Source organism: Micromonospora terminaliae, assembly GCF_009671205.1.
Classification (GTDB): domain Bacteria; phylum Actinomycetota; class Actinomycetes; order Mycobacteriales; family Micromonosporaceae; genus Micromonospora; species Micromonospora terminaliae.
The window spans coordinates 6,639,564-6,651,202 of sequence record NZ_CP045309.1; the positions used below are offsets into that span (position 1 = coordinate 6,639,564).

Below are 11,639 nucleotides of genomic sequence, written 5' to 3' on the forward strand. Positions count from 1 at the left end.
ATCGATGCCAGCCTGTCCGGCCCGGCGGGGCCCGTCGACTACGCGCGCTGACACGACTAGCGGAGCTCGGGAAAGGACGGCGGAGGACATCCACCGACAGCTGCGGTCGGCGTTGGAGATCGGGCCTGCCTCCGCCGGACCGCAGAAGCAGGGCCGCAGGCTACTCCCGACCACCCCTGCCACGTGTGGTCGCCGAGATCCTCGCCCGCGCGGATGTTGCGGCAACGGGTGGCCCGATGCCTGCCACACTGCCGCTGTCGGTCCTTTGGCTGCGGCCAGGGCTAAAATTGCGCAAACCACGCCGAATCTGAAGATCTGCGGTTCCGTCAGGCAGCTTTCCGGAATTGCTCATAACGAACTTCTAGCCTGTCTCGGTCTGGGCGCGCCGCACGGTCCCGAGGCAGCGAGATCAGTCGCCCATGCATCTCCTGAATACCATGACGCAACATAGGGCCATCGACTTCGGCGAGGATGTCTTTGCGTACTTCGACCACATGGTCAGGGCGAATGCCGAGGATGCCCTGGTCGAACGTTGCATGGTGGATCTTGCAAAGAGACAATCCATTCGGGACGATCGGCTCTCCGCGGGGTTGACCATCCGGAATAATGTGAGCAGCCTCAAGGAGGGATGAATGCCGGAGCTGGCACACGGAGCAGCTTGCACCGTACGCTTGCAATACGCGGGCGCGGAAAAGTGGTTGATGGAGCCGCAGCTTTGTTAACCTTTCGACGTAACGCCGCCGATCTGGCTCGAGGAAGGTGCCAGGTTCTATAAGCTTCTGGTCTTCGTCAAGCGCAACTGCAAACTGGAGTTCTTTACGCTCGTCGGCAACCAGCCATACCGGGTACCTTGGCAAATACACGCCAGGGGCAACCCCAACAAACCAGATCAGCGGAAGGTCGTGCTCGTACGCGCGGCGCAGTGCAATGTTTTCCGGATGATTAGGATTGTCGCCACGGTATTTATATCGCAGTAGCCCGTCTTGGCCCTCGCGGTCTTCATACGGCGGTGACTGACCAGGTGGCGTGAACGTCGTACGAAATGACAGGGCGGCGTCCAGTATGGCCGGCTTGCGGATGCCGCGTTGCCGGTCAAGTAGAGGGACTCGAATTCCTTCAAACGTGAATTTTGACAACTCGGCTTGTGTTGCCAACTCCCCGTGACTGTGCGCACGCTCCATAAGCCACTCGCAGGCGGCTGCTCGCAACTTAGCGTCGAAGATTGCATCTACCATGATCCGTATAGTGTCAGCGGCGGCGGTCGCGGTCTGTCCATCGAACGGTCATGAAGTTTCCAGCCGAGGCTCGGGTTAGCTGGAAGGTGCCAGGCGATCCCCTTCGGCAAGGGCTGCCGGATTCTAGACCCCGTTGGGACAAGCTCTCCAGACTCCTCCGTGGCCTTGAGGGCAGCGAGGCGGGGTGTGGAGCATTGTCCGTTTAGGTATTAAATCTACGAAATTCCTTGTCGTGTAGTCGACAGAAGATCGGCGGATTGAGGCTCGACCGCTACATTCCACAGTCTCGCGATCGAAGATCAACCTCGGTTGTCACAGATTGGGTTCCGGCGCTCGTATCGAAGGGGGGCCGACGGCTTGCCGTCGACTTGAAGGGTGGGGTCAACTGTCTACGGGGCGGCTGCCCTTCTTGTCTCGGCTGCCTGCGTCGTGCTCCTTGCAACGGTATTTTGGGTTGCTCTGTGCCGTTTGGGACGCCCTCCCCGCCGGGGTCAACCGTCGCGTATGTGCTTCCGTGACCATGCGCTCGACCTTCAGAAGTCACTCGATGAAGCAGTGAACGGGAACCGATTCCACACTGGTCGCAATGGTTCACAGCGATTTCAATTGGATGGCGTGATGAGAGTCTCGCCACTCGAGTACCAGACTGCGACGATCGACATCGTGGAGGCACTCAAACAAGGCAGAGTCGTGTCCATTGACTTCTCGGCGATGCAGGCTTACGAAGCCGCGCGCCTCGCTGACTTCTGCAATGGGCTGGCGGTGATATCCGGATCATGGATATTCCGTATGGCCGAGAATGTCATTGTGATTACGCGCGAGTCGTAATTCGGAGGGCGATTTGTCGACGGCTGGCCAGCACGAACAGGTGCTTATCTATAACCACAAAATTCGTCAGACTGAGGCGGCACTTAATACAGCCCGGAGGCGGCGCAAACTTTTCTATTGGTTTACTGCCTTCGGTCCGGTTCTGATCGCGGTAATTTATGCCCTGACTTGGATCCCATGGTGGACCTGGGAGCTCAAGCGCATTGTCCTAATTCCAACCTTCCTCGTTGCGCTATCCTTCGGCGGCGCGGCCTATAAGCTTTGGAGGGATCCGGGAGGTCCCCTAGAGGTTGACGGCCAGCGCAGCTGGCGCCCGCAAGAGGATGATCTTGAGCTTCGCCTCGCGCGGCTTCGTGACGAGCGGAAGTTTTTGGTAGCAAGTGCGGAGGGGAGCCTCAAGGTTCGCCGTGTAGCCTATAAAGAGGACGCGTTTTCCGATATTGACCAACTGAGGGATGAGAGCAAGCGCTACAGGAGAGTGAACAACACTTTTCAAGGATTCCTAATCATCGGATCCCTGGCTGCCACCGGCATCGCCGGCATATCGGACAAAATGACATGGGATCGCTGGACCATCCTCTGCATCACTTTTCTTGTTGGTGTAGCGAGCGGATTTATGGGCTACTTCAAATATAAGGAGCGAAGCTTCTACCTCCAGCAGACGGCCGACGCAATTGAAGCAGAGTGGGAAGCGGTAGAAGTGGGGGTTGGGAGGTACAAGCGGATTCCGAGCGAGGAAGAGCAGCTTGCTGAGTTCGTTGAAGAGGTTCACCGCCTCAAGACGGAGCAAAAGAAGCGGCAGCAGAATCTTGAACAGCCGCCTGAATCTCGCAACCAGGCTGAATGACTTATGTCTTGTCGTCCGGGGTCCTCACACCCGGGGCGTGCGACCGGACCTTCGCCGCCGGGCATCGCGAGGAGATGCAGCGAGCTGACCGATCCGGAGCCGCCGCAGCAAAGCAGGCTCGCGCCCGGCTTCGACGACGACATCGCCCGGCTGGCCGAGGCGGAGCTACGGGAGGCCGCGTACGACGCTGCGTGCCCGGCCCGCGGCCGCGCCGTGCACCGCGGCGATGACCGCCGCTGCATGCCTTCACCCCGGCTGTCCGGCGCGCGGTCTACGAGGCACTGCACGAGGGCGGTCCTGCGCCATGTCGGGCCCGCTCACCTCACATAGGGTCTGCTCAGCGTGCCCGACGCAGCGGCCGTCCGGGTCCTGACCCTGGTGGCGGGCAGCCCGGCCGGGCCAGGCACCACGCTGTACGAGGAGGTGCGCCGCGCGGCCCGCCGGCTGCCGGTCACCCCGCGCAGCACTGCGGCCGATGAGCTGGCCTTCCTCCGGATGGTGCAGCCCCACCGGGCTCCCGGAGCCGCAGAGCCGTTGCGGCTGGCCCTCATCCGGCTCGTCACCGGGGTAGCCGTGCGCCGCCCGTACCGCCGGCACGGCGCCCGGTACGGCCATCCGATGCTTCTCCTCGTTGAGCAACGCGGGATGCAGGTGGCGGTACGGGCCGGCCATGACGTGGTGACCGGCGCGCACCTCCTGGCAGCGGTGCTGGCCATGCACGACGAGCTGGTGCGCGACGGGCGACCGGTCCGGCCGGACGTCCACCGGTGGAATCAGGCCGGCGAGATCCTCGCCCAGCACGGCGCCACAGCCTCGGCCGCCGTTCGCGCTCTGGCCGGCCTGCCGCCAGCCGATGACGAGCGGCGGCTCGACGGACTGCCCGACAAGGGCTGGCACCAGCCCAAGGCGCTGCTCGCCGCGCCCGCCCATGGCCGCAGTGAGCTTGGCGCGCTGCGCGGCGCCAGCCTCGCCGCCTTCCGGCGTGGCGACCCGTACGCCGGCACCACCCACCTGCTCGTCGAGCTGCTGGCCGACCCCGCCGGCCCGGCAACCCGGCTGCTGCGTCTCCTCGACGTCGACCCGTCGACTGTCCGTGCCGACGCCCAGGGCTGCCTGACCGGGGATTGACACTCGGGATCATGTGGGATCGCGGGGGAGCGCTGACACCGGTACCGTCCGGGGATGCTCGACGCGGAAGATCTCCTGGCCGGCTTCACGCCTCCCCAGCCGTACACGACGAAAGCCGCCGCCGGCGCTCCCACCTCGCCCGGCGTGCACGTGGTCCTCGACCGCGGCACGGTGGTCTACGTCGGCTGGACCGGGAACCTGCGTAACCGCCTTCGGCAGCACCTGACCGGCAACCGGGAGTCGTCGGTGCTGCACGAGCAGGTCGGACAGCTCCTTGACACCCCAACCGAGGCGGCGGCCAGGCAGGACATCGCCGACTGGCTGGGTCGGTGCGAGGTCCGCTGGCAGGAGACCGACAACCCAGAGGCCACGAAGCAAGCCCTCGTGCTGGCCCTCAAGCCCCGCTTCAACCGCCAGGTGCCGAAACCCCGCCGATGAAGCAGGCCAGCAGGCTTACCGCTGAGAACCAGTGCCAGCCCCTGCCCCCAGCAACGAGCGCCGGCCCGAGCGAGACATGCAAAGGCGCCGAGGATATGCCCGGCCCTTCGCAGCGATGGTCGTACGGGATTCTTGCCTGCCGAGGCCGGGCCTTCTGGTTAATTGCGCCGCTTACCCGAACAGCCAGCGTTTCCGGTCAGTGCGAGAGAGGCTGATGTCGGAGCCGGTGACTCCCTGGGCGCAGCTCGCTGGGCAAACAAGATCAGCAAAACGGGGGATGCGTTCCGACCTCAGACCATGCAGGCTGCTACGGTCTGCCAGCTCGCGGCGCTCGTTGGGGGAGGAGATCGAGGTGGCGAGGCCCTTTCGCGAGGCGTTGTCCCAGTTGCTCAAAGCTCGATTTCCAATCCTCTATATCGAGTCATATGAAGAGCATCGGGTTGTAGCGGAGGTCACCGCCGTCGCCCGCGACGCAGCACTCGTACGCACCCCCAGAGGCGTCTGGACGTGGTCGGCGACCGAAGGGCTGATCCAGCCGGACGGTACGGCGAGGAAGGGCACCTCCAGCCCAGCGGACGCCCTGAGCGCGGCGATGCGTACCGATGAGCCCGGCGTCTTCATCTTCAAGGACCTGCACGCGGCGTACGGCGGTGGCGACCGGCCGCGGGATCCCGAGGTGGTCCGGAGGTTGCGAGACCTGGCGGCAGCTTTCAAGTCCGGCATGGCCGCCCGAACTCTCGTGCTTGTCTCTCCCGTGCTGCAACTGCCAGTTGAGCTCGAGAAGGACGTCACCATCGTCGACTTCCCCCTCCCCACCGAGGTCGAAATCCGTGCGGTGCTCGAGGGGATGATCGCGGCGAACTCCACCAGCGGACGGATTCGCATAGCCGTCGACGAGGTGGGTCGGGAGAAGCTGGCGAAGGCTGCCCTCGGACTCACCCTGCAGGAGGCGGAGAACGCGTTCGCCCGGGCCATGGTGAACGACGGGGTCCTCGACCTGGACGACATCGCCCTGGTGCACGAGGAGAAGCGGCAGATCGTACGCAAGGCCGGCCTGCTGGAGTTTGTCGACGTCGAAGTCGGCCTCAACGACATCGGTGGCCTGGAAAACCTGAAGCGATGGCTGCGGAAGCGGGATGGTTCCTGGTTGGCGGAAGCGGCGGAGTACGGCCTTCCCGCACCCCGCGGCGTGCTGATCACCGGCGTGCCCGGCTGCGGCAAGTCACTGACCGCCAAGGCGGTGGCCGCTGCATGGGGTCTGCCCCTGCTGCGGCTCGACATCGGCCGGGTGTTTGCCGGGCTGGTCGGATCGAGCGAGCAGAACCTCCGCAACGCGATTCGTACGGCCGAGGCCAGCGCGCCCTGCCTGTTGTGGGTGGATGAGATCGAGAAAGGCTTCGCCGGCGGTGGGTCGGCAGGTGACTCCGGCACCTCCTCGCGGGTATTCGGGACATTTCTGACCTGGATGCAGGAGAAGACAGAGCCAGTCTTCGTTGTCGCCACCGCCAACAACATCGAGAACCTGCCGCCTGAGCTACTGCGCAAGGGGCGCTTCGACGAGATCTTCTTCGTGGATCTTCCGACGCGCGCCGAACGAGAGTCGATCTGGGCCGTCCACATCAACAAGCGGCTGACCCGTCCCGCGGTCGCCGGCGAGCTCGCCGTCGGTGGAGGGCTCCTGATGGAGCTGTCCGAGCTCAGCCATGGGTACTCGGGCGCCGAGATCGAGCAGGCTGTTGTCGCCGGCCTCTTCGATGCGTTCTCCGAACGGCGCGCCCTGCGCAAGGACGATCTGACCCGGGCGGTGGTCAACATGGTGCCGCTCAGTGTCACGCAGGCCGAGCGGATCAGTGCCGTTCGGGCCTGGGCTGAGATGCGCGCGGTCGCGGCCACGGCCGCCGAGGACTGGGACCCGGCCGGCGGGATGTCCGCCGCCTCGCCCAGTATCCGCCCCCGCGATCTGCCACCCGGTCACGGTGGGGGCCGGAAGATCGAGTTCTGATGCGAACGACAACATCGAGGGGAGGTGCCACGTGAGCGTGTCACTGGTTCTCGTGCCGCTGGCCGTGGCTGCCGTGGCTGCCGCGCATGGCGCGACGGCTGGCCGAGACAGCGCAGGTCGCATCGTGTGCCAGGTGCAGACCCGCATGCGGGACGAGACGCTACTGGCCGCGGCGCTGCGCGAGAGCAATGCGGTGGTCACGGCCGACGGCAAGGACATCGTGGCGGCCTGGGACCGGGTACGGGCGAACTTCCAGCGCGGGCAGGACGGCGTCTGGTCGGCGCACCTCACGGGCGACATCGACGAGCAGCGGGCCGTGGACATCATCCGTGCCATTGACGCCGGCTACGGCCGGCAGGTCCAGCGCGCCGTACTTGAGCGGCTGCGGGAACGGGCTCCGGCCGCCGGACTTCGCCTGGAGTCGGAGGCTGTCGCGGAGGATGCGAGCGTACGTCTGGTCTTCGCGGTCGAGGGACGGTCATCGTGACGGAGCAGAAGCGGGTCGTGCTGACGGTGACCAGTGAGGGGCTGGTGAGCGCCGAGACCCAAGGCCTGATCGGCGACGCCTGCCTCGACTACATCGCCATCCTCGAAGATCTGCTCGACGCCCGCACCGTCGAGAGCGCGTACACGGCCGACTACAGCAAGCGCACCGTCACCAGCAATCAGGAAGAACGCAATGTCGAACACGCATAACGGTGGATGGGTCCCGGCGCCGGGCGCCCCGAATCAGGTGCCCACGAATCCTGCGGCGAGCCGTGACTGGCGGATCCGGCAGAGCCTGTGGCTACTGCTCCCGATTCTGGGATGCAGCTGCCTCGGCGGAGCCGGCCTCATCTACGTCGGGCTGCGCGCCCGTCGCGCGGCCTGGTGGATCCCGGGCATCGTCTACATGCTGGTTGGCTGGGCCGCGTTCGCCGTGACCGGCGAATCCGATCAGCAGAGTGCGCTGAGCAGCGTGGCAACCGCAGTTGTCCTGGCCAGCTGGATTGCCAACATCCTGCACGCCTGCCTGATCAACCCGGCCTGGCTGCGCTGGCGGGCCAGCCACACTCCCTGGTACGCCCAGCCCACGGCGCCGCCTCCCACCTGGCCCGGCAACCCCTACCCTCCCACCACCGCGCCGCCCACGATCGCCGACCTGACGACAGGCGCGCCGGCGTACTACGGTGCCGGGCCGGCCGCGACATCCGTACCCCAGCAGCCGGCACCGCCCGTGGCCCCACCGGCTCCCCCGTCGCCGCCGGCCACGGCCCCGCGGCCCTTGGACGTCAACGCGGCAACGTTCGAGGACCTCGCCGCCCTGCCCGGCTTCGGAGCGGAGCGCGCGAACTGGGTGCTGGCGGAACGGCACAACCGGCGCGGATTCGGCAGCGTCGAGGACTTTGCAATGGTCGCGAACCTCGCGCCGCACGAATTCGCCCGACTCAGGAACCTGCTGACTTGCACGCCGCCGCCCCAGCCGCCGGCAGGCTATTCGCCGCACGGCCGAGTACTCGATGTCTGATGCCCGTCACCTCCCGCGCACCGTCGCCGACCCGGCGCTGGTGTCGATCGCCAGGTTCGTCTCATCGACCCGCGCCGAAGGGCCGGGCGAACGCACCGCGATCTGGGTGCAGGGCTGTTCGATTCGCTGCCACGGCTGCTTCAACCCGCACATGTGGACCTTCCGGGGCGGGGACACGGCCGCACCGGATGACTTGATCGCCAGGATCATCGATGCCAACACCGAGGGCCTCACGCTGCTCGGTGGCGAGCCCTTCGACCAGGCCGCCCCGCTGTCAACGGTCGCAGCGGGGGTACGCCGGGCCGGCCGGTCGGTCATGACCTTCACCGGCTACACCATGAAGCAACTAGATGATGCTGTGGACGGGGGCCGCGAGGATGTAGCCAGGCTGCTGGCCCAGACAGATCTGCTCGTCGCGGGCCCGTTCCTCGCCGATCACATCGATACGGTCCGGCCCTGGGTAGGCTCGACAAACCAGGAGTTCGTCCTGCTGACCGATCAGTTCCCGGATCTTCTCGTCGATTTCGACTCCACCCCGGACCGCCTTGAGATCACTGTCGACGCCTCTGGCCAGATCGGCGTCAACGGGTGGGCGCAGCTGGAGGCGCTGCACGAGCTGCTGGAGTCCACGGGCCGACCCGTGCGCGGGGGTTGACGCCGCCAGGTGCCGAAGCCCCGCCGCAGGTAGACCCTCCTTACAGCACAATTCGCCAAAGTGTCGGGCTGCGTCGGGTACGTCGTTCCAGGGCCGACAGGGTTTCGGTCATGACTGTTTCCACTCAGACCGGCCGCGTCCGCCGGGCTGCGGCGCTCGCGGCGACCGCCCTCGCCGCGGCGGCCCTCGGCGTCCCCCGGGGGCCCGGGCCGAGGCCGCCGCCAGCACGCTCTCGCTCGGCGACGCCAACCTGACGGAGGTACGCATCAGCCGCGCCCTGGCCGACGGCGTCACCCTGACCCGGATCGAGCGGAGCAGCGAGTCGGCGCCGGCCGACCAGATCAACACCACCCGGGGTCCATGGGTGGTCAACGCGCTCACCATCGACCTGAACAAGGCCCGCGGAGTGGATGTTCCAGCAGGACCGGCGACGGGGGAGCTCTGGTCAGTTCCTTCGTACGCAGAACTCGTTGCCGTCCGGATCGGCCAGCACGACGATGCCGTCGTCACCGACCTCGAGCCGAGTGGCCCCGAGAGAGAGCAACCGGTCGACCTCCGCCTGCTGGTCGCTACCGACCGGAGCGAGGTCGAAGCGCTGCCGGTTCCGCCCCTGCTTCGGGGTCACGGGCGGGCCGCCCCACGCGACCTTCGTGCCGCGGTGCGGTGACTGGATCGCGGTCTCCTCGTTCTGGTCCCATACCAGCGGCCAGCCCAGCGCCTCGCTCCAGAAGAGGCCGACGTCCCGGGTGCCTTCGCAGGTGAGCTCCCCGAGGAAGCCGCACCCGGCGAGGTAGTTGTTGCCGGGCTCGATCACGTCGAACTCGTAGCCCTCGGGGTCGGCCAGGACGACATGCCCCTCCTCGGGGCGCTGCCCGACGTCGAGGTGACTTGCGCCGAGCCTCAGCGCCGTCGCCACTGTCTGCTGCTGGTCGTCAAGGCTGGCGCTGGTCAGGTGGAGGTGCATGCGGTTCGGCCGCACCATCTCCGCGGTGCTGCGGGCGAACCGGAGACCGAGCTGGGTTTCGTGTCCCGGCAGGAGCACACCACCGGCGTCCTCGACGACCTCCCGGCCGAGCATGCCGGCCCAGAACTGCGCCACGCGATCCGGATCGCGCGCATCGAACGTCACCGAGAGAAGTCGCGAGCTCATCGCCCCACGCTAGGCGCGGGCCGGCAGGGCGACAAAGCCATTTGACCGGCACCAAACCTTGGCCGGCGCGACCGCGCCGGGCCTGTCACCGGCTCCCGCCGCACGCGATGTAAAAGTTTCTAGACACGGTGTCAAAGACGCCTTACTCTAGACGTGTCAAGGATTCTTTACATGGGGAGTCGATCATGACGCATGAGGAGAAACGCGCCTGGACCATGCTGGTGGTCGGCGTCGTCGGGTACGCGGTCTACGCGGCGGTCGTCCTGAGCCGGGTCGACGGTGGGCCGCTCTCCGCGACCCCATACGCCGGAGTTCTCCTGTGGACGGTCGGCGGCGCCATCGTCGCGAACATCGTGGCCGAGATCGCGATGGGCGTGGTGAACCCGCGGGCGTCCCGCGTCAAGGACGTTCGCGACCGGGAGATCGGGCGGCTCGGCGACCATGTCGGCCAGGCGTTCGTTGTCATCGGCGCGGTGTCGGCGATGCTCATGGCGTTGGCCGAGTGGGACTGGTTCTGGATCGCCAACGTCATCTACCTGTGCTTCGTCCTGTCGGCGGTGGTCGGCTCCCTCACGAAGGTGATCGTCTACCGCACGGGTGTCCCGCAGTGGTGAAGCCGACCCAGGTCACGAACAACATCCGCGCACTGCGCTTCGCGCATGACGAGATGACCCAGGCCGAACTCGCCGAGCGGATCGGCGTGACCCGGCAGACCGTCATCGCCATCGAGCAGGGCCGCTACTCGCCCTCGCTGGAGATGGCGTTCCGGATCGCCCGCGTGTTCGGCGTACGGCTCGACGACGTGTTCCAGTATCCCGAGGAGGCGGCACCATGAAGGCCATCGTCCAGGACACCTACGGCCCGGCGGACGTGCTCCAGCTCCGCGACATCGGACGACCGGCCGTCGGCGACGACGATGTCCTCGTCCAGGTCCGCGCGGCCGGGGTCGACCCCGGAGTCTGGATCTTCATGGCCGGCCGCCCCTACCTGGCGCGGCTCGCGAGCGGGTTGCGCCGGCCCCGGGTGCCGGTGCGCGGCCGGGACCTGGCCGGGGTGGTGGCCGCGGTCGGCGCCCGGGTGACCCGGTTCCGGCCGGGCGACGAGGTGTACGGCACCTGCCTGCGCGGCTCGTACGCCGAGTTCGCGAGCGCACCGCAGCGGCGACTGGCCCGCAAGCCGGCCAACGTGTCGTTCACGCAGGCCGCCGCGGTGCCGGTCTCCGGGATGACGGCGCTGCGCGCCGTACGCGACAGCGGTGAGGTGCGCCCGGGGCACCGGGTGCTGGTGATCGGCGCATCGGGCGGTGTCGGGTCCCTGGCCGTGCAGATCGCCAAGGCGTACGGGGCGACGGTGACCGCAGTCTGCGCCCCGGCCAAGGCCGATTTCGTCCGCTCCCTCGGCGCTGAGGACGTCCTCGACTACACGAGCGAGGAGGTCGACCGCGACGGTCCGGTGTACGACGTGGTCATCGACACCGGCGGCGACCGGCCGCTGTCACTACTGCGGCGTGCGCTCGCCCCGCACGGGACGCTGGCGTTGGTCGGCGGCGCGTACACCAAGGGCCCGATGCTCAGCGGTTACGACCGGCAGATGTTCCGCGCGCCGCTGCTGTCCCTGTTCGTCGGCCAACGGCTTCGCAGCGTGAGCGCCGTGGAGCGGGCCGGGGACCTGGACGAGCTACGGAATCTCGTCGAGTCCGGCGCGCTGACCCCGGTGGTCGACCGCACCTACCCCCTTGCCGAGACATCGGACGCGATCCGGCACCTCCGGGACGGGCACCCGGCAGGAAAGGTGGTCCTCACCATCTGAGCTGCTTGTCATAGCGGCGCGCCAGCCTCGCCGCCTTCCG

14 protein-coding genes are annotated in these 11,639 nt (G+C 66.9%); 12 read left to right on the top strand and 2 right to left on the bottom strand.

The features are described from left to right. Positions 1 to 326: 326 nt before the first annotated feature. Entirely contained in the window at positions 327 to 1,235 is a 909-nt protein-coding gene (locus GCE86_RS30950) for an HNH endonuclease (protein WP_204343009.1), read from the bottom strand. A gap of 618 nt (positions 1,236 to 1,853) precedes the next feature. Between GCE86_RS30950 and sepF the strand changes: the two genes are divergently transcribed. From sepF to GCE86_RS30995, 9 genes are all read left to right on the top strand, one after another. After that, on the top strand, positions 1,854 to 2,063 hold the full coding sequence (sepF, locus tag GCE86_RS32660) for a cell division protein SepF (RefSeq protein WP_163636920.1): 210 nt from the start codon (positions 1,854 to 1,856) through the stop codon (positions 2,061 to 2,063). Positions 2,064 to 2,103: 40 nt separating this feature from the next. After that, a complete protein-coding gene (locus tag GCE86_RS31910) occupies positions 2,104 to 2,910 on the top strand; it encodes an SLATT domain-containing protein (RefSeq protein ID WP_204343010.1) in 807 nt (268 codons plus the stop codon). 342 nt (positions 2,911 to 3,252) lie between these two features. Beyond that, the gene (locus GCE86_RS30965; protein ID WP_154230192.1) at positions 3,253 to 4,038 is read left to right on the top strand and encodes a Clp protease N-terminal domain-containing protein; all 786 of its coding nucleotides are present in this window, start codon (positions 3,253 to 3,255) and stop codon (positions 4,036 to 4,038) included. 54 nt (positions 4,039 to 4,092) lie between these two features. Then, positions 4,093 to 4,476, top strand: a complete 384-nt coding sequence (locus GCE86_RS30970; RefSeq protein WP_154230193.1) for a GIY-YIG nuclease family protein — start codon at positions 4,093 to 4,095, stop codon at positions 4,474 to 4,476. Positions 4,477 to 4,828: 352 nt separating this feature from the next. After that, positions 4,829 to 6,478 carry an AAA family ATPase gene (locus GCE86_RS30975; protein WP_154230194.1) on the top strand — a complete coding sequence of 550 codons (1,650 nt, stop codon included), beginning with the start codon at positions 4,829 to 4,831 and terminating at the stop codon, positions 6,476 to 6,478. A 31-nt stretch (positions 6,479 to 6,509) separates the two neighbouring features. Next, on the top strand, positions 6,510 to 6,965 hold the full coding sequence (locus tag GCE86_RS30980) for a hypothetical protein (protein ID WP_154230195.1): 456 nt from the start codon (positions 6,510 to 6,512) through the stop codon (positions 6,963 to 6,965). Beyond that, positions 6,962 to 7,174 (top strand): DUF2997 domain-containing protein, encoded by a 213-nt coding sequence (locus GCE86_RS30985; RefSeq protein ID WP_154230196.1) that lies wholly within the window; start codon positions 6,962 to 6,964, stop codon positions 7,172 to 7,174. Before GCE86_RS30980 ends, GCE86_RS30985 begins: the two co-directional genes overlap by 4 nt. Then, positions 7,158 to 7,985: a ComEA family DNA-binding protein gene (locus GCE86_RS30990; RefSeq protein ID WP_154230197.1), complete on the top strand. Its 828-nt coding sequence runs from the start codon at positions 7,158 to 7,160 to the stop codon at positions 7,983 to 7,985. Before GCE86_RS30985 ends, GCE86_RS30990 begins: the two co-directional genes overlap by 17 nt. Then, a complete protein-coding gene (locus tag GCE86_RS30995) occupies positions 7,978 to 8,640 on the top strand; it encodes a 4Fe-4S single cluster domain-containing protein (protein ID WP_154230198.1) in 663 nt (220 codons plus the stop codon). The genes GCE86_RS30990 and GCE86_RS30995 overlap by 8 nt, the downstream gene beginning before the upstream one ends. A gap of 445 nt (positions 8,641 to 9,085) precedes the next feature. Here GCE86_RS30995 and GCE86_RS31000 read toward each other — a convergent pair whose 3' ends face one another. Then, positions 9,086 to 9,790, bottom strand: coding sequence for a VOC family protein (locus tag GCE86_RS31000; RefSeq protein ID WP_154230199.1), 705 nt, complete (start codon positions 9,788 to 9,790; stop codon positions 9,086 to 9,088). Between the two features lie 185 nt (positions 9,791 to 9,975). On the opposite strand from GCE86_RS31000, the gene GCE86_RS31005 reads away from it, so the two are divergent. Genes GCE86_RS31005 through GCE86_RS31015 form a run of 3 tightly spaced genes read left to right on the top strand, consistent with a single transcriptional unit; the run spans position 9,976 to position 11,599 of the window. Beyond that, on the top strand, positions 9,976 to 10,404 hold the full coding sequence (locus GCE86_RS31005) for a hypothetical protein (RefSeq protein ID WP_154230200.1): 429 nt from the start codon (positions 9,976 to 9,978) through the stop codon (positions 10,402 to 10,404). Continuing rightward, positions 10,398 to 10,625, top strand: coding sequence for a helix-turn-helix transcriptional regulator (locus GCE86_RS31010; protein WP_046567934.1), 228 nt, complete (start codon positions 10,398 to 10,400; stop codon positions 10,623 to 10,625). The genes GCE86_RS31005 and GCE86_RS31010 overlap by 7 nt, the downstream gene beginning before the upstream one ends. After that, entirely contained in the window at positions 10,622 to 11,599 is a 978-nt protein-coding gene (locus tag GCE86_RS31015) for an NAD(P)-dependent alcohol dehydrogenase (RefSeq protein ID WP_154230201.1), read from the top strand. The genes GCE86_RS31010 and GCE86_RS31015 overlap by 4 nt, the downstream gene beginning before the upstream one ends. The last annotated feature ends 40 nt before the right edge of the window (positions 11,600 to 11,639 follow it).